Raw genomic sequence first — 18624 nt, forward strand, 5'->3', positions numbered from 1 at the left:
CTACAAAACGAAATTTTAACAACAAACAATTTATAGCCATGCAAGAAAAAGGCACGATCTCGATCCATACCGAGAATATTTTCCCGATTATCAAGAAGTTCCTTTACTCCGACAATGAGATCTTCCTTCGGGAATTAGTCTCCAATGCGGTCGATGCGACGCAAAAAATCAAACGTTTAGCGACATTAGGTCAGTATACCGGTGAACTTGGAGATACGACTGTCGAAGTAGCTTTTGACGAAAAAAAGAAAACCATCACCATCTCTGACCGTGGGCTCGGAATGACCGCAGAGGAGATCAAAAAGTACATCAATCAGGTGGCTTTCTCTGGAGCAGAGGAGTTCGTTGAGAAATTCAAAGACGCCAAAGATGCCAATGAGATCATTGGTAAGTTTGGATTGGGTTTCTATTCAGCGTTTATGGTCGCTGACAAAGTGGAAATCAATACCCTTTCGTATCAAGAAGGCGCTGAGGCCGCCAAGTGGACCTGTGACGGTTCTACGAGCTTTGAGATTTCCAAAGGAAAGCGAAAGCAAAGAGGTACAGACATCATCCTCCATATCAACAAAGATTCGGAAGAGTTTTTGGACAAGTGGAAGCTTCAGGGAATCCTGGATAAATACGCCAAATTCCTGCCTATCCCAATTAAGTTTGGTACCAAAACCGAATCTGTAGAAGATGGTGTGGATGAAAAAGGCGAGAAGAAGTGGAAGTCAGTGGAGGTAGATAATATCATCAATACCACTGCTCCGATCTGGACAAAGTCTCCGAGTGATCTCACTGACGAAGATTACCTGAAGTTCTACAAGGAGCTTTATCCGATGTCAGAGGATCCGCTTTTCTGGATTCACTTGAATGTGGATTATCCATTCAACCTGACTGGAGTTTTGTATTTCCCGAAAGTGAAAAACGAATTTGAGCTTCAGCGAAATAAGATCAAGCTCTACAGCCGTCAGGTATTTATCACTGACGAGGTGAAAGATATCGTACCGGAATTTTTGATGCTGCTTCATGGCGTGATCGACTCGCCGGATATTCCATTGAACGTATCCCGAAGCTTCCTGCAGGCGGATAGCAATGTGAAGAAGATCAATAGTTACATCACCAAAAAGGTGGCAGATAAGCTGGCCGAACTTTTCAAGAAAGATCGAAAAGCTTATGAGTCCAAGTGGAATGACATCGGGCTGTTCGTGAAATACGGAATGATCTCTGAGGAGAAATTCTACGAAAAAGGAAAAGACTTTGCGCTTTTGAAAAATACAAACGGAGAGTTTTTCACCATCGAAGAGTATCAGGCGAAAGTGAAGCCAATCCAAACTGACAAGAATGAGCAGACGATTTTCCTTTACGCGACTGACGTGAACAAGCAGGATGGATTTATTCAGTCTGCCAATAAAAAGGATTACGATGTCTTGGTGATGGATTCGCCGATCGATAGTCACTTTATCCAGAATCTGGAGAGCAAGTTGGAAAAAACCCAACTCAAGCGAGTGGATGCCGATGTGGCTGAAAAGCTGATCCAGAAAGATGATGCCTATGCAAATCTGCTTACCGAAGAGCAAAGTAAAACCATCAAAGAACTCTTCGAAAAAGCGATTGATAACAAAACTTACACGGTCGAAGTGGAAGGGCTAAGTCCTGAAGAAATGCCGGTGACGATCACCATGGAGGAGTTTATGCGCAGAATGAAAGAAATGGCACAGACCGGTGGTGGAGCTATGAGTTTCTATGGAGCACTGCCAGATGCATACAAAGTGGCAATCAACGGAAACCATCCAATGATTGACAAAATCTTGAAAGCAGAAAGCGAAGAAGAAAAGACCAAGCTAGCCAAGCAATCTTTTGATTTGGCGCTCTTAGCTCAAGGTTTGCTGACTGGAAAGGACTTGACAGCCTTTGTCAAGCGAAGTGTAGAGATGCTTTAAGCAATAAGACTTTGAATTCATCTCGAAGGAGGTACGACTGAGAGATCTCTTCGAAGGTTTTAATTTATTAATTTGCTAAACCTTCGAGGTCTGAAAAGAGACCTTAAAGGTTATTCTAAAATCCCCGATACCCTCGGGGATTTTTTTGATTTCAACCATTCAAATACGATATTACGCTGTTTATAGTTAAAACAAGTCTGTTCATTAACCGATTGAAATATAATAAGTTATGAATTGTACTTTTTCATCAAACTAAAAATAATTTCATTGATTATCAATAAGTTAACTAAATCTCCTAAAAATTTTCAAACTAATATTTGGATTTTTAGGTAGGGGGGGGGCTAAGTTTAGTTCAAGTTCAATGCGCAGAGGACTTTTTAATTTATTAGTCACTTAAAAAAAATGTTATGAAAAATTTAAAATTAGTTTCCCAAATAATTTTCTTTCTTTTTCTTGCTTCTTGCGAACTTAACCAAGAAATAGAAGATGTGAATTTCGAACTAGCCGAAGCGATGAAAGCTGATAATAATGGTGTTTTAATGATAGGTGAAAAGACTTATATTTTTAATAACAATGCCAATGAAACCATTACCAAATTTGTTAAAAGAAGCAAGGGGTATGAGTTTTTTTATAATCAAGAGTCATTAAATATTGATAAAGAAAATGTATACGAGAACTTTCGTGTTTCCGAGGGTAATTATATTATTGAAAATGAAGCTACAGGGGAATTTTTAAAGTTTATTAACTTTAAAGAGTCTGGTGATGGGGTCGTTACTTTTGATGTTATTGCCAGTAATGGAAAAGTTCTTAGAGACCTTACATTTAATTATCCAATAGACAATACAGAGAGTTCTGTTAATTCAAGAGTTACATGCGTATGGTGTTATGCAATACCATTGATTAAACTTGCTGAAGCTGTACTAGACTCGATTGGAGATAACTTGGATAGTAATTGCGCATTGGCTATGAATCTATGTGCGAACGGTGGCGGAGTGCCGGAAGTTGAACTTACAGAAGGATTTTTTGGAAGTTCTTGCTCGGTTACATGTATGCCAGCTCCAGAGCCTTCAAATTAAGCCTTTGATTTAAATGAAAAATAGAAATTGGTTAATTGTCAGTGGAAGTATTATACTTTCATTGACAATTTTATATTTGATTTTTTTTAAAGTAATGCCACCCTTGGATTCGAGTGGACCTATCAGCTTTTCAAGTTTTTATGTTGTCGCATTTGTTCTTCCTGTTTTGATAGCACCGATCTTCGAAGAGGTCAGATTTCGGGGGTTTTTGACAAATAGTAAAGTACTTCAAGGTCTCTTTCTTCTGCTCACTCCATTGAGTTTGGTTTTGACTGGCTGGAACACTCCTATTTTTATTCTCATGCTCATTTTGTACAGTCTTTTTTTTATCCATAAATACTCCGATTTACCATGGGTATTGGACCTTCTACTTATTGTTTCAGCTCTCTTTTTTAGTTTGCATCATTTGCCTAAAGCAGTGAATTTTTCATGGCCTTGGCTCCCATTTTTAGCGATTTCGTTTTCTGCAGCTTTAATTTTTAGTTGGATAATCATCAATAAATCCTTTTGGTGGGCAGTACTATTTCATGGATCATGGAACCTAATTTTAGGGATCATTTTTTTGTTTGGACTTCAATTTGTCTCCGAAGATTTGAAAACCATTGAAGCAGATAATTATAAATTAGAATGGAAAAGAGTTCCTTTTTTAGATTCCAATACGGGATCTTATAAGCCTCAAGGAAATACTCTTTTTATTAATAATATGAATCTTCAAGATATTCTGGGAATTATCGATCCAAGTCTTTTAGATTCTTTTGTGGTTGCCGAACCGTTCATGAAATATGAAATGAGGTTTGAAACTCAGGATGGAAATGGTTTTATCAAACAAGACTTAATATATGCTCTTGAAATTGATTCGCTGATCATTAGGAGGTAGAAAGTGAGAAATTCGAATAGTGGTTTTACTCTCGGTAAGCAGCTTCTGCAAAAACCAAATCGCAATTTATTGAATCGGTTTAAGTTTTATATTCTCGATACCCTCGGGGATTTTTTTCATTCCCCACTCCCGTACTAGGCTATTCGAAGAATTGGGTTATTTTTAAGGAGGTGATTCTTAAAGAAAAAGCTAGACAAGCAGGCTTTCGACCTGGCGAAGCTTTCCTAGGGTTTGCTGACTGGTAAGGAGCTGACTGCCTTTTTGAAGTGTAAGTTACTTTGAATAATAAGACCTTGAAGTATCATCTCGAAGGAGGTACGACTGAGAGATCTCTTCGAAGGTTTTAATTTATTAATTTGCTAAACCTTCGAGGTCTGAAAAGAGACCTCAAAGGTTATTCTAAAATCCCCGATACCCTCGGGGATTTTTTTTGATTTCAACCATTCAAATACGGAATCACGCTGTTTATAGTTAAAACATGTCTGTTTATTAACCAATTGAAATATAGTAAGTTATCAATTGTATTTTTCCATCAAACTAAAAATAATTTCATTGATTATCAATAAGTTAACTAAATCTCCTAAAAATTTTCAAACTAATATTTGGAATTTTAGGTGGGTGGGGCTTAAGTTTAGTTCAAGTTCAAGGCGCTGAGGACTTTTTAATCAATTTGTTTAACATAAATTTTATAGAAATGAAAAAGTTTAAAATAACACTAATCGCACTTAGTTTGGGTCTAATGGGTTATTACCCTTCTTATGCCCAAACTATTGAATTACCTGATTGGCCAGATACCCCTGAAGAAAATCTCTGTAGATGTAAGGCCGATGGATGCTATGGAGGGAATTTGATTTCTTTTAGAGCAAGATGTGGCCAGGGGGATTGCTCTGCATCAGCTTCTAATTGTCCAAGTTAATTTATTTATTATTGAAAAAAAGGTTAGGCTTAGGCCTAGCCTTTCATTTCCCGTTATGCATATGAAAAAATTGTTTGTGATTTTTATTGGATGTTTTATTTTCTCCTGTCAAAATGAAAAAAGTTTAGAATTGCCAGTCTTTCAAGAGCAGAATTTAAAAATCAAAAATATTTCTATTGACTCAGTAATTTTAGAAAAGGATTATTTTTCAGGAATTGGTTTTTTTAGTCTTGGAAGAGATCAGATATTCTTTGTAGATCAAGTTTTTAGTACAGTGATTTCCTATGATCCAGAAGGTGTTCATCAAGGCACATATTTAGGCAAAGGGGATGGTCCAGATGAGCAAAACAATATTCATGGCTTCCACCCGTATGCTTTTGACAAGAAACATGTTGTTCTGGATAATTTTGAACTGGTAGTTTTTGATGAAAATTTTGTAAAAGTCACTTCTTATCCCATTGAGTGGAATTATTCTGAGTCATATCAGGATATGGTCAATAGCCCCAAAGGATCCATGCTTGGCTTGTATGAATTGGATTGGAAGTCCAAGGGGCAAAACACTTCTTTTATTGTCGACGAATCCGGCTCTCAAGTGCTTCTTCCAATCACGATGAGTCACCCGACTTTAAATGGTTACATATCCGAAGAGTATTACCAAAGCGTAGCGATCCTTGGAAGATATGATTTGAAAAAGAAAATGGTAATAGAAGGGTTTGGGGGGAGGTCTGATAAATATTTGGAACAGAAATTTGTCCCAAATTTTGATTTTTCATTTTTCACCAAAAATAAAAACGAAATCTTAGTCTCATTTGCTATTGATCCACATATTCATGTTTTTGGAGCTGATGGGGAATTGGTTTATAAATTTGGGATAGAAGGCGTAGATATTCGAAAGTCTTATCCTAAAACCAATACCATCGATGATGCTTTAGATAATTATAAACTAGACTTGAAGAAGGCTGGCTTTTATCATTTAATCTATTTGGATGAAGCCAATAACATTACTTTTAGAACCTATTTTCCGGAGGGAGCTGGAAAAGGATATTCTAGACTTCAGATTTATCAAGACAAAACCCTGATTGGAGATGTACGAGTGCCAGAGCGATTTCGAATACTTGGAAAAATTGGTGATTCCTACTTTGCGGACGGAGTCGTAGATGAAATTAACGATCAACTGGGAATTTATAAATTTAAACTACCAACAGAATGAAGATTTCTTTAGTCATTCTATTCTTGCTTCTATCATGTAAAGTCTTAAGTCAGGTTATAGTCGTAGTGGATGAACAAAATAAACCGCTCCCCTACTTTACCTTGACTGTAGAAGGTCAAAATAGAATTTTTATTGGAGATAAAAATGGGCACCTATCCTTGCCTGAAGCGGATACAGATTGTGGGTATTCCATTAGGTACATTGGCTATAAGGACTATTCTTTTTGTTCCAAGGACTTAAAAATCGGAAATAATCGTATCAGTCTAGAACTTGATGTTTTCGATCTTCTAGAAGCGGAGATAGTTGGACTCTCTGATGAGGATTTAATTCTTAATGCTAAGTCTTTTTTAGCTGCAATGTCGGACGGATTTAATCTCACGCGAGCTTTTACCACAGAAAAGTCAGAAAATTCTTATTGGGAAAGCTTCGGAGTTTTGACTCTTGCTGGTCTAAAGGACAGAAATAAAAAGAATGCCCGATTTGATGCTGGGAATATGGCTTTTTTGTCTCAACATTCTAGATTTTGGGCTTTACCCCAGAACAATGTTCCCTTTAGTTCAAGTATGTCAGTTGTTTCCACTTTTACCCAAGATTTACTTTTCGAGGTATTGAAATCCAAAAATGCGAGATGGAGTTTCGATATAAACGAAAGTTCACCTGACGAGATGGTTATTCTAGATGAGCTTGGAGTAAGAATACAATTAACTGGGCTTGGTAACCCAATAAAAATGATCATTCAGGAGCAGGAGTTTATGCATTTTACGGGGGAAACCTATCAAGTAAAAGGAACAATTGATTTTATTCAGGATGGGGAATTAATGTTTTTTTCAGAAATGAATTTTGACATTACCAAAAAAAATAGGACAGTAAATGTATCCTGTGTTGTACTTGATTTTCCTCGAAATATCCAATTGCCAGAAGCCTATTCCAATCGATCAAAGCGAGATGCACTGATGAATTCTTTTGGTAGCTACACCAGACAGCCAGATTATCAGTATGATTTTTCAGTATTCAATAAGCTGATCAAAACGAATTTTCCTGATTATAACTCAGATGAATTCGAAGATTTTCAGCTTTTAACATCCAGTTACACGCCGGGAGAAAAATATGTTGGGGATGACCCATCCAGCAAAAGGTATCTGGAGCAAAATTCGGAATTCATTAGAGCTGTCTTTAAAACCTTAAAAGAATATGAACTTACTTGGTAAAATTTACTTATTCATGATTTTAATTTGGTTTGCCTCTGGCTCATCAAATTCGAAGGAACTACTAGTTGAGCCGAAAGTCAAACTTGTAATTGAAAAAGACAAGAATGAGTTAGGTGAAATAGTTGCTGAATTTCAATTGATTAATTCAGGTGCAGAACCAATTAATATTTTTTCAGTAAGCCCACATTGTTCTTGTACCGATTATACTATCTCATCTTTAAAAGTCAATTCAGATAAGAGTGAAACACTTTCTTTAACTGTTCCGTGGGATCAATTAAAGACTTTGGGAGAAGTATATGCCGTAATAAAGACCGATTCGAAACAGAAGTTTTTGAAAGTTTCCGTGAAGGCAGGAAGTGAATAGGAACACAATTAAAATCCCCGATACCCTCGGGGATTTTTTTGTTTTAGCCGATTCAAACTTAAAATCCCGCTGTTTATAATTAAAAATTTAAACTTCATCAACCAATTAAACAATTAGGAGTTAGATTTTGTATTTTATTTAGAACTAAAATTAATTTCATTGATTATCAATTAGTTGACTGGGTTCTGAAAAAAAATTTCAAACTAATATTTGGATTTTTAGGTATGTGGGGCGTAAGTTTAGTTCAAGTTTTTAGCGCTGAAAACTTTTTAATAAATGGTTTTATTTTAAATGATTTAAAAATGGAAAAGACAATTCTTTTTTTTGGAATTACTATGATTTTGGGGCTTATAGTGATGCCTGAAAATGTTCGGTCATCCGAACTAGCACCCGATACCACTACCACTATAGAATGCCCTTCCGGTGACAAATATCTTTGTTACACAACTGCTGATGGAAGAAACGTAAGAAAAGGAAAAGGAAGGACAATTGTAACTGTATCGCCATGAAAAAAATAATACTAATTTTTCTTCTTTTTACTGGGGTATCATTAGGTTTAACATCAACTACTAGCCAATACTCAGTCAATGCTCAAGAACAAGTAATTTGTCCTTCGGGTGATAAATATATTTGCTTAGACTCTCATGGGGAATTAGGGACTGTCTACCGAGGCAAAGGAAGAGTTATGGTAAATCAATGAAATTGATTCAACTTCATATTAGATTTATAGGTACAATTTTTGTAGCTACAAACTTTGTTTTTACCGCATGTGAATCGAAAAATAAAGAGAAGACTAGAGTTTTTAACGCCATTTCATTACAAGATAGTGTGATACTTGACTTTCCTCTGATTCGCTTTCAAGAGCATTATGGTAAAATGTATGCCTATGACTATTACGATAAGAGTATAGTTCAAGTCGATAAAAGGTTTGAGGTAATAGATCGGCTTGGATCATTTGGGGATGGACCAAAAGAAAATCTTTTGGTTCGTAATTATGAAGTCCTTCCCAGCCGTTTAGTTGCAATATTTGACGTAGAAAAAAATACTTTTAAAATTCAGGATTTTCAGGATTCTGTGTACCTCTATCAAAAATTTGATTTCGCAATAGAGGGTGGAGTTTATTTGGAAGATAGCTCACTTTTTACAGTAAGTATAGAAGATAAGTCTCGATTAAATTTCGCTAAATATTCAATCGAAGAATCGCAAAGTCAGCCTATTAAAGTAATAAATGACTTATTCCAAGAAGACTACTCTGCGCTAATTTATCAAGGAAAGATATTATCAAATAGAGATAAATTGATTTTCACATCCTATTTTTCAAGCTTTTGGTTTGTTTTTGATAAAAATAATAGTGGAGTCAAATTTGGTTCATATCTCCAAGACTATCAAAAGCCAAATGTATTGGAGGTAGGAAACATGATGATGTTAGAAGATGCCCCTGAGTTAATTTACGACTCATTTATTTCAGATAATCGGATCTTTATCATTTCAAATATTGGACATGTTGATTATCCTGATCAGCGAATTTTGGATATTTACGACCTTGAATTTAACTACTTGAAATCGTATCCTTTACCAAATTTAAACGATACGACACCAGATGAGGGTTTTTCAGTTAGTGGTTCAAATGTTGCCATTCTTTATGAGGACACACTTTTTTTCTTTAAATTAAACTGACTTCTCTCATGGTTTTTTTTCAACCCCAATCCCCTTTCTAGATTAATGTGGGGTTTTCGCTAGTTATACTCCGCGACAATTGTCGGGAGAAATTCGGATTTGATTGAGAGACTATAAATTTGAATCTTAAAGCAATTGAATCCCGACAGCTGTACGGGATGGTAATGAGATCTGGGTGTCATTGCATCCGTCTACTCTACGGATTACACCCAGTCCAAACTGATATTTGACTACGTTGAATAGGGGCCATGCTTAAAGCAATAAGACCTTGAATTCATCTCGAAGGAGGTACGACTGAGAGATATCTTTGAAGTTTTTAGTTTATTAATTTGCTAAACCTTCGAGGTCTAAAAAGAGACCTTATAGGTTATTCTAAAATCCCCGATACCCTCGGGGATTTTTTTGATTTCAACCATTCAAATACGGAATTACGCTGTTTATAGTTAAAACAAGTCTGTTTATTAACCAATTGAAATATAGTAAGTTATCAATTGTATTTTTCCATCAAACTAAAAATAATTTCATTGATTATCAATAAGTTAACTAAATCTCCTAAAAATTTTCAAACTAATATTTGGAATTTTAGGTGGGGGGCGTAAGTTTAGTTCAAGTTCAAGGCGCTGAGGACTTTTTAATCAATTTGTTTAACTATAAATTTTAGAAAAATGAAAAAAAATATTAAAAAATCTCTTTTTGTAGGATTTACTTTCGCAGTATTTTCAATTCCATTTAATTCGTTTGCTGGTTGGGATTACAAATCAGTAGAAAGTCTTGATAAGATGGATGGTAGGACATACATTGTTTCTCATTGTGAGGATAAACTTGGGGACGATTGTAATATGCCTGGAAGTGCTACAAGGATGGATATAAGTGTAACAGTAGAAATGCTAGAGGGATTTGGAATTATAAGAAAGATGCCCTAAATGAATTTTGCAAAATTGGTAAATAAGGGTTGTTGTTTTTCAGCCCTTATTTTGTTTTTAATAGGCTGCTCCTTTGAAAGGAAAGAAAATGCTTTTGTTTATAGTGATTTTATCAATAAAGATAGTTTGGAAATTGCGCTACCCTTAGAGTATCTTTCTATTACAAACTGGACCACATATAAATCAGGTGAAAAGAAAATCCTAGTAGAGTATGGATTAAATGGTGAGGGAGATTTGGTAATCCACCAAATTGATTTTGATAAAAAAGTTTATTTAGAGCCAATTTATATAAGGCGGGAAGGACCTGATGGATTTAATTCATCGGAAGCTTCAGTATTTTTTAAATCAAAAGATTCTATCTATGTTTTTCCATCAGCAAGAAATTCGTTTTTTCTCTACAATTCAATAGGTGTTAAAGTTGAGGAATACCGTTATAATTCTTTGAATGATGATCGCTACTATAAAAACGGCTGGTATTCCAGTATGGCATTTTTTGAAGATCTATTAATTCTACCGACAGTAGACGATACAAGATATGATGATCCAGATTTTTTTGATAAAGTATCCCCAATCCAATTTTATGGTCTAGATTCGAATAAGTTTATAGATCATATAAATTTTCCTGGATTCATAAAGGGGAAATATATGCCTTCAAATTTTTCGGGCGCTATGATAGATCAGGTAGATAATAATCGTATTCTGATAAATTATAAATTCTCTGACTCTATATATATCTATAATATCAGAGCAAGAGCAATGGAGAGTTTTTATTCTGGATCGGATAACTTCGGAAGTCCCAATTTGCTTACTTACTTACCAAATCGAGCTCAATCGTTGGAATATATTTCTAAAGAGGTCGACTATGAAACTGCATTTTTTCATAAAGAAAAAATTTACCGAGTTGTGAATCATTTATTAACGAGTAAATATCGTGAAATGAATCCATTTGAAATTATTCAAAACAATTATAAAGTTGTCTCTTTGATTGAATTAGATTTGGATTCAAAAAAATTAAAGTACTATAAGCTGCCTATTGCAAAGTATTTTGTTTTTCAAGGTGACCAACTATTTGCCGGTGGAGTTTCTGTTAGAGAAGAAAATGGAGAAATCTATAGGAAATTTTATAAATACACTCTTGATTGACAGATATCAGTTCATTAATTCTCTTCTAGAATTGCTGTATTTTTCTTTTTTTAGAGCTATTAATATTGAAACATTGAATTTCCTTACAATTTTAACCCCTCGGCAATGAACGGGGATTTTTTCATTCCCCACTCCCGTACTAGGCTATTCCAAGAATTGGGTTATTTTTGTTTATGCTTTCCAAAAAGACCAAGTACGCATTGCATGCCCTGACTTATCTGGGTAAACATCGAGAAGAAAAGGCAGTGCTGATTCATGACATCGCTGAAGAGCACGGGATCTCCCATAAATTTTTAGAGAATATCTTACTCGAACTTAAGAAAGCCGGTATGCTCGGAAGCAAAAAAGGAAAAGGTGGAGGCTATTACCTGATCAAAGAACCTCAGGATATTCCACTTTCTAAAGTGATTCGGCTGCTCGATGGACCCATCGCTTTACTTCCCTGCGTGAGTCTCAACTACTACGAACCCTGCGCCGAATGTAAGTCCGAGGCCGAATGTGGTATCAATAAAGTCATGATTCAGGTTCGGGATGAAACGCTCAAAATATTGGAAAACAAGACCCTACAGGATATTTTAGAAAAATAATAAAATTTTTTTCCTACAAACCCTATAAAAAAGATAGGGTTTATATACTTTTGAATTTCCAATCCGTATCTAGCACGTATGATAATCGATCAACCTATCAAAAAATGGTTTGTCAGCAACACAGGTGAAGACAAACATTTCAAAAGTATTATTAAGTCCATCTCTTGGCGTATAGTAGGTACCATTGACACGATGGTCATCTCCTATTTTGTGACTGGGCAGTTGAAAATGGCCATTTCTATAGGTTCGATAGAGGTCGTGTCCAAAGTAGCGCTCTACTATTTTCATGAGCGAGTTTGGGAAAAAGCCACTAAAGCCTAAGCCATGAAAACAAATTTGATCGAATTGGAGGCTCAATTAGCGCAACTTTCGGCAGCTGGAGGTTTGGCCTTATTGGCTGAACTATTTCCGGGAAAAGTCACTTTTTCAACCTCTTTGGGTCAGGAAGATCAGGTGATCACGCAGCTGATTGCTAGTCAAAACTTGCCGATTCAAATTTTCTCACTGGATACTGGGAGACTTTTCCCAGAGACTTTAGAGCTATTAGCGAGGACTGAAGCAAAGTATAAAACGAAAATCAAGGTTTATTATCCGGAAACTGCGTCAGTTGAAAATCTAGTTGATACAATTGGAATTAATGGATTTTACGAGTCCGTAGAAAATAGAAAATCCTGCTGCTTTGTACGAAAAGTAGAACCACTTCGAAGAGCCTTAGCCGGGAATGAAATCTGGGTGACGGGGCTACGCGCGGAGCAATCTGCCAATCGCTCAGCAATGAAGCGTCTCGAATGGGACGATTCCAATCAAATCTGGAAATACAATCCTTTGCTGGATTGGTCTTTCGATGAGGTGCTTACTTACCTCGAGAATCATAAAATCCCTTACAATCCGCTGCATGACAAAGGTTTTGTAAGCATTGGCTGCGCACCCTGTACTCGGGCAATTTCTTCAGGAGAGGATGCCCGCGCCGGTCGCTGGTGGTGGGAGGATTCGAAAAAGGAGTGTGGGTTGCATAGCAGTAAACAGTAAACAGTGGGTATTGGTCAGTTTGCAGAACACAATTCACAGGATGTTGCGAAAAAAGTCAGAAAGTTGAAGTAAGAAATCAGAAATAAAAAGGTCAAGGTTTAATTGTAGAGCGCCACTTTCAAAGGTCTCATAAATCTGAAATCATAAATCATATATCATCAATGCACAACCTATTAACACCTAATCCCAAAGAAGCAGAATCAATCCATATCCTTCGGGAAGTGGCGGCTCAGTTTGAGCGTCCGGTTTTGCTTTTTTCGGGAGGAAAAGATTCGATCACCTTGGTGAGATTGGCTCAAAAAGCCTTCTTTCCTGCAAAAATCCCCTTTCCTCTTTTGCATGTGGATACAGGGCACAATTTCCCGGAGACCATCGCTTTTCGGGATAAGCTGGTTGCCGAACTTGGGCTCGAACTCATAGTCCGAAATGTGCAGGATTCCATCGATCAAGGTAAGGTTCGGGAAGAGCGAGGTCGCTATTCCAGCCGAAATTCGTTACAAACGACCACACTTCTTGATACCATCGAGGAGTTTAAGTTTGATGCCTGCATCGGTGGTGCGAGACGTGACGAAGAAAAAGCCCGAGCTAAAGAGCGGGTATTTTCAGTTCGGGATGATTTTGGACAGTGGGATGAAAAAAATCAGCGTCCGGAGCTTTTCGATATGCTCAACGGCAAGATTCACATTGGCCAAAATGTTCGGGTTTTCCCGATTTCCAACTGGACGGAACTGGATGTCTGGGAATATATCCGAACAGAAAATATCGAGATTCCAAGTATTTACTTTGCGCACCTCCGGGAAGTATTTGTTCGTGACGGGATGATTTGGACCGCCAATGAACACGTTTTTCGGGAGGCTCATGAAGAGGTGACTGAGCGAATGGTCCGATTTCGAACCGTCGGCGATATGACTTGTACAGCTGCGGTTCTTTCCGAAGCAGTTTCCTTAGATGAAGTGGTCGGAGAAATTCGGGATTCCACCATCTCCGAGCGAGGTGCCCGAATCGACGACAAGCGATCCGAAGCAGCGATGGAGACAAGGAAGAAAGTGGGCTATTTCTGATTTAAGAAATACGATTTAAGATTTACGAATTTGGCCGTGGACTGTGGTCCGACGACCGTTGACAAGAAATAAGAAAATGAATAATCCAAACCGAAAACTCATCAAAATCGCCACCGCCGGCTCAGTAGATGACGGCAAAAGTACCCTGATTGGGCGATTACTTTATGATACCAATTCTCTGACTACGGATAAAATCGAAGCGATTGAGAAAAGCTCCAAACAACGAGGCTATGATTACCTGGATTTTTCACTGGCGACCGATGGTTTGGTGGCAGAGCGCGAGCAAGGAATCACCATCGATGTGGCGCATATTTATTTCAATACCGATAAGACCAATTTTATCGTAGCAGATACGCCTGGCCATGTAGAATATACTCGAAATATGGTGACAGGAGCATCTACTTCGCAAGTAGCGATTATCCTGATCGATGCTCGAAAAGGGGTAATTGAACAAACTTATCGACACTTCTTTATCGCTAACCTGCTTCGAATTTCCCATGTGGTGGTCGCCATCAACAAGATGGATTTGGTGGGATATGAGGAAGAAGTATTCCTGAAAATCAAAGGCGATTTCAATGAATTGGTAGCCAAAAGTGATTTCCATGAAGATCAGCTTACGTTTATTCCGGTATCGGCTTTGAAAGGCGAAAATATCGCCAGAAAATCAGAAGAAATGCCTTGGTACATCGGAAACACGCTTTTACAGCATTTGGAAGTGTTGGAACCGGCAGATTTAATCGAAAGTGCAGTAGCTAGATTTCCGATCCAATATGTGACTCGGCCCAAAACAGAAGCCTTCCATGATTTCCGGGGATTCTCAGGGAAATTATACGGAAACAGTTTGAAAGTTGGAGATCAAGTGACGGTACTTCCTTCCGGTAATGAGACCACGATTAAAAGCATTCATTTCTTTGATCAGGAGTATCTGGAAGCAGCTGCCGGAAGTTCGATCACGATTACACTTGCCGATGAAGTGGACCTGAGTAGAGGGGATATGCTGGTAAAAAGCGGGACAGCACCTCGAAGTGAAAAGCTGCTCAGCGCAACGGTCTGCCAAGTGAACAGCAAAGCATTAAAGGTGGGCGATAAATACATACTCCAGCATGGTGTCAACCGAGTTTTGGCTAGAGTAGATCAAATCGAATCTCGAGTTCATACCGATTTCTCAGGAGCTGAAGTAGTGGAGCAATTGAAGTTGAATGATATCGGTAAGGTTCATTTCAGACTTAGTAAAGCAATTCATGCCGATTCTTACAAGTCAAACAAATCAAATGGAAGCTTTATTCTGATTGATGAGGGAAGCTTTGATACGGTTGGGGTTGGATTTATTGAGTAGAAAGACTTAAGTATCAAGACTTCGATTTTCCACCATGATACTACATCTCCAGAAGTGGTATAAAACAAGCTGAAAAGCCGTGAGTGGAGACACTCACGGCGGCAACGAGATTCACCGAGCTTCAAAGTTCATCATTCGACATTGGGTGTTCGATATTAATGTCGAATTACGAATGCTGAATTTCGAATAATGAAGAATTGGGAAAGTCAGAAGTCTTAAATGAGAAAGCTGAAAGTAGAAATCACAAACTCAAAATATTAAAAACCAGGATGCTAATTTTTAGATCCTAGTAAATCATAAATCTTATATCCAATATCCTACTATTCCTATAGAGATATTAACCTATTAAACCTATGCAAAGCTTTCGAACTGAATTGGAAAACCCAGTAGTGGAGCGGGATATTCTCGAACTGGAGCGGAAAATCGCGCTTTTCAAAGAAGGAAAAATCGACGAGGAAAAATTCCGAAGTCTTCGACTGGCCCGCGGAGTCTATGGGCAGCGGCAGCCTGGTGTGCAGATGATCCGAATCAAATTGCCTTATGGTCGAGTGAATTCGGCACAATTGCGTAGGATTTGTAAGGTTTCTGAGGAATATTCCATCGGCAGATTGCACATCACGACCCGGCAGGATATTCAGATTCACTACGTAAGTCTGGACCGTACCCCTGAGCTTTGGGCAGAACTGGAGCGGGATGATGTCACGCTTCGTGAAGCTTGTGGAAACACCGTCCGGAATGTGACTGCCTCAGAGTTGGCAGGAATTGATCCAAACGAACCCTTCGATGTCACCCCATATGCCGATGCGACTTACCGCTATTTTTTGAGAAATCCGGTTTGCCAGGAAATGGGGCGAAAGTTTAAAATGGCATTTTCCTCTTCAGATGAAGACAATGCGCTAAGCTATCTCCATGATTTGGGATTTATTCCAAAGCTGAAAGAATCCGATGGTCAATTTCTTCGGGGCTTTAAGGTTCTCCTTGGAGGGGGCTTGGGTTCCCAGCCTCGGCATGCCGATGTGGTCTATGAATTTCTGGAAACTGATCAGTTGATTCCATTCATCGAATCGGTTCTTCGGATTTTTGACCGGCATGGAGAGCGGGCACGGAGAAATAAAGCTCGGATGAAATTTTTAGTCAAGGATCTGGGTTTGGAGGCATTTTTAGAATTGGTGGACCAAGAGAAAAAAGCATTGCCATTTGCTGCATTTCCTATTGAAACGGCGGATTACGAGGCTAATCAGCTTCTTCCCAATCCTGAAAAGCCAGCATTCGATGCCGAACTGGGCTTGGATTTTGACCTTTGGAAACTTACCAATGTGCTTCCGCAAAAGCAGGCTGGCTTTGTCGCCATAGGGGTGAAAGTCCATTTGGGGGATTTTTATTTGGCACAAGCCAGAGCATTGGCGAATTTAGTGGAGCGCTTCGCAAATGATGAGATTCGTTTTACCCTTCGTCAAAACTTCCTGATTCGGGATGTCCGGGAAGATTTGGTTCCGTACTTTTTTCAGGAGCTGAAAAAAATTGGATTGGCCGATCGAGGATATAATTCGCTAGGGGATATTACCGCTTGCCCGGGGACAGATACTTGTAATTTGGGAATAGCGAGTTCGACTGGAATCGCAGCGGAACTCGAAAAAGTCATTTTTGACGAATATCCTCAATATCTGAAAAATCAAAACCTCGTGATCAAAATCTCAGGTTGCATGAACGCCTGTGGACAGCATAATATGGCACATATAGGTTTTCAAGGGATGTCTATGAAGGCTGGAAAAACAGTGGTTCCCGCACTTCAGGTTTTGCTTGGTGGTGGAAATCTAGGAGATGGTCATGGACGATTTGCAGATAAAGTGACCAAAATCCCGAGCCGGCGAGGGCCTCAGGCTTTACGGGTTTTGCTAAGTGATTTTGAGGAAAATGCCAATGGTTTGGATTTCCTCAGCTACTACGATCAGCAGGGTCAAATGTATTTCTATGAATTATTGAAGGAATTGGGGGATGCCTCGACGATTACCGAATCCGAATTGGTGGATTGGGGTCATGAGGAAGCATATGAGGTTGCGGTGGGAGTCGGCGAGTGTGCCGGAGTCGTGATTGACTTGGTAGCGACCTTATTGTTGGAGGCTTTGGAGAAATTGGAATTAGGACAGGAAGCCTTGACGGCAGGAAGATGGTCGGATAGTATTTACCATCATTACGCCGGATTGATCAATTCAGCCAAGGCTATTTTGCTCAGCGAGGACATCAGCACCAATAGCTATGCGAATATCATTTCTCAATTTGATGAGGCTTTTGTAGCAAATGGAAAAATCAATTTGCAAGGCAGTTTTGCCGAAAAAGTATATCAAATCAATCAGCATGAGCCAACTGAAGAATTTGCAAAGGCCTATGCTAAGCAAGCTTTTGAAATCTATCAACTCTTGAAAAACTATCGGGAAGAGGAGGTGAGTGTATGAGAAATCTGATTCAACCCAAGGTCACCTTAGTAGGTGCTGGCCCAGGCGATCCTGAATTAATTACGCTCAAAGGGGTTTTTGCCTTAAATAAAGCTGATGTAGTGCTTTATGATGCCTTGATCGATCCAGTTTTATTGAAGCATGCGCCAAAGTCTGCCATTAAGATTTTTGTAGGAAAGCGCGTGGGAAAGCATTCCCAAGCCCAAGAAGACACGAACCAACTTTGTGTCAGCTTAGCCAAAAAACATGGCCATGTGGTCCGCTTGAAAGGTGGGGATCCTTTTGTATTTGGTCGTGGAGCCGAAGAGATTGAATACATCGAGGCTTTTGGGATTCCGACCGAACTGATTTCCGGGATCAGTTCAGCGATTGCAGTTCCAGCTTCAGCAGGAATCCCAGTGACCAAACGCGGGGTGTCCGAGAGTTTTTGGGTGGTGACTGGGACGACTTCAGCGGGAAAACTTTCTAAAGATTTGGCTCTTGCGGCGCAGTCCTCAGCAACGGTGGTGATCTTAATGGGGACTAAAAAATTGGAAGAAATCGTGCAAGTTTATCTTCAATTCGGAAAGGCCGATCTTCCGATTGCCATTATCCAGAGTGGAACTACCGCTGAGGAAAAGGTCACTGCAGGGTTTATTTCGACGATTTCTCAAAAGGCAAAAGAGAACCGAGTGGAAGCTCCGGCGATTATCATCATTGGGGAAGTGGTACGAGAGAGCGTGAAGCTGGCTGAGGTGTATCGGGAAGTGATTCAGCAGGAAATACAGCTTCGCTGAATTATGCCCTCAGGTTAATATGCTTTGTGAAAAACTTCGCTTTCTGAGCTAATCCTTCAGTGA

General features: G+C 38.7%; 18 protein-coding genes. All 18 read left to right on the forward strand.

The features are described from left to right. Window positions 1–38: 38 nt before the first annotated feature. The 18 genes from htpG (at window position 39) to cobA (ending at window position 18561) form a co-directional block, all read left to right on the forward strand. Window positions 39–1925: a molecular chaperone HtpG gene (htpG, locus tag BVC88_RS07770; RefSeq protein WP_075350096.1), complete on the forward strand. Its 1887-nt coding sequence runs from the start codon at window positions 39–41 to the stop codon at window positions 1923–1925. Window positions 1926–2332: 407 nt separating this feature from the next. Next, the gene (locus tag BVC88_RS07775) at window positions 2333–3001 is read left to right on the forward strand and encodes a hypothetical protein (RefSeq protein ID WP_075350097.1); all 669 of its coding nucleotides are present in this window, start codon (window positions 2333–2335) and stop codon (window positions 2999–3001) included. A gap of 13 nt (window positions 3002–3014) precedes the next feature. Further along, window positions 3015–3878, forward strand: coding sequence for a CPBP family intramembrane glutamic endopeptidase (locus BVC88_RS07780; protein ID WP_075350098.1), 864 nt, complete (start codon window positions 3015–3017; stop codon window positions 3876–3878). 694 nt (window positions 3879–4572) lie between these two features. Continuing rightward, entirely contained in the window at window positions 4573–4794 is a 222-nt protein-coding gene (locus BVC88_RS07785; RefSeq protein WP_075350099.1) for a hypothetical protein, read from the forward strand. A 130-nt stretch (window positions 4795–4924) separates the two neighbouring features. After that, on the forward strand, window positions 4925–6004 hold the full coding sequence (locus BVC88_RS07790; RefSeq protein ID WP_075350182.1) for a hypothetical protein: 1080 nt from the start codon (window positions 4925–4927) through the stop codon (window positions 6002–6004). Beyond that, window positions 6001–7212: a peptidase associated/transthyretin-like domain-containing protein gene (locus tag BVC88_RS07795; protein WP_075350100.1), complete on the forward strand. Its 1212-nt coding sequence runs from the start codon at window positions 6001–6003 to the stop codon at window positions 7210–7212. Before BVC88_RS07790 ends, BVC88_RS07795 begins: the two co-directional genes overlap by 4 nt. 13 nt (window positions 7213–7225) lie before the next feature. Further along, complete coding sequence (locus BVC88_RS07800) at window positions 7226–7576, forward strand: DUF1573 domain-containing protein (RefSeq protein WP_175574390.1); 351 nt, start codon at window positions 7226–7228, stop codon at window positions 7574–7576. A 302-nt stretch (window positions 7577–7878) separates the two neighbouring features. Further along, complete coding sequence (locus BVC88_RS07805; RefSeq protein WP_139316539.1) at window positions 7879–8085, forward strand: hypothetical protein; 207 nt, start codon at window positions 7879–7881, stop codon at window positions 8083–8085. A 187-nt stretch (window positions 8086–8272) separates the two neighbouring features. Then, window positions 8273–9253, forward strand: a complete 981-nt coding sequence (locus tag BVC88_RS07815) for a hypothetical protein (RefSeq protein WP_075350104.1) — start codon at window positions 8273–8275, stop codon at window positions 9251–9253. 665 nt (window positions 9254–9918) lie between these two features. Further along, window positions 9919–10176 (forward strand): hypothetical protein, encoded by a 258-nt coding sequence (locus tag BVC88_RS07820; RefSeq protein WP_075350105.1) that lies wholly within the window; start codon window positions 9919–9921, stop codon window positions 10174–10176. Continuing rightward, a complete protein-coding gene (locus tag BVC88_RS07825; protein ID WP_075350106.1) occupies window positions 10177–11319 on the forward strand; it encodes a hypothetical protein in 1143 nt (380 codons plus the stop codon). Window positions 11320–11492: 173 nt separating this feature from the next. After that, complete coding sequence (locus tag BVC88_RS07830; RefSeq protein ID WP_075350107.1) at window positions 11493–11906, forward strand: RrF2 family transcriptional regulator; 414 nt, start codon at window positions 11493–11495, stop codon at window positions 11904–11906. 78 nt (window positions 11907–11984) lie between these two features. Beyond that, window positions 11985–12227, forward strand: a complete 243-nt coding sequence (locus BVC88_RS07835; protein WP_075350108.1) for a DUF2061 domain-containing protein — start codon at window positions 11985–11987, stop codon at window positions 12225–12227. A 3-nt stretch (window positions 12228–12230) separates the two neighbouring features. Then, complete coding sequence (locus BVC88_RS07840; RefSeq protein WP_075350109.1) at window positions 12231–12935, forward strand: phosphoadenylyl-sulfate reductase; 705 nt, start codon at window positions 12231–12233, stop codon at window positions 12933–12935. 161 nt (window positions 12936–13096) lie between these two features. After that, the gene (gene cysD / locus BVC88_RS07845) at window positions 13097–13996 is read left to right on the forward strand and encodes a sulfate adenylyltransferase subunit CysD (protein WP_075350110.1); all 900 of its coding nucleotides are present in this window, start codon (window positions 13097–13099) and stop codon (window positions 13994–13996) included. 76 nt (window positions 13997–14072) lie between these two features. Then, a complete protein-coding gene (locus BVC88_RS07850) occupies window positions 14073–15332 on the forward strand; it encodes a sulfate adenylyltransferase subunit 1 (RefSeq protein WP_075350183.1) in 1260 nt (419 codons plus the stop codon). A 353-nt stretch (window positions 15333–15685) separates the two neighbouring features. Then, window positions 15686–17785, forward strand: coding sequence for a nitrite/sulfite reductase (locus BVC88_RS07855; RefSeq protein ID WP_075350111.1), 2100 nt, complete (start codon window positions 15686–15688; stop codon window positions 17783–17785). Next, the gene (cobA, locus tag BVC88_RS07860; protein ID WP_075350112.1) at window positions 17782–18561 is read left to right on the forward strand and encodes a uroporphyrinogen-III C-methyltransferase; all 780 of its coding nucleotides are present in this window, start codon (window positions 17782–17784) and stop codon (window positions 18559–18561) included. The genes BVC88_RS07855 and cobA overlap by 4 nt, the downstream gene beginning before the upstream one ends. The last annotated feature ends 63 nt before the right edge of the window (window positions 18562–18624 follow it).

This window comes from Algoriphagus marinus (assembly GCF_001936475.1).
Classification (GTDB): Bacteria; Bacteroidota; Bacteroidia; order Cytophagales; family Cyclobacteriaceae; genus Algoriphagus; species Algoriphagus marinus.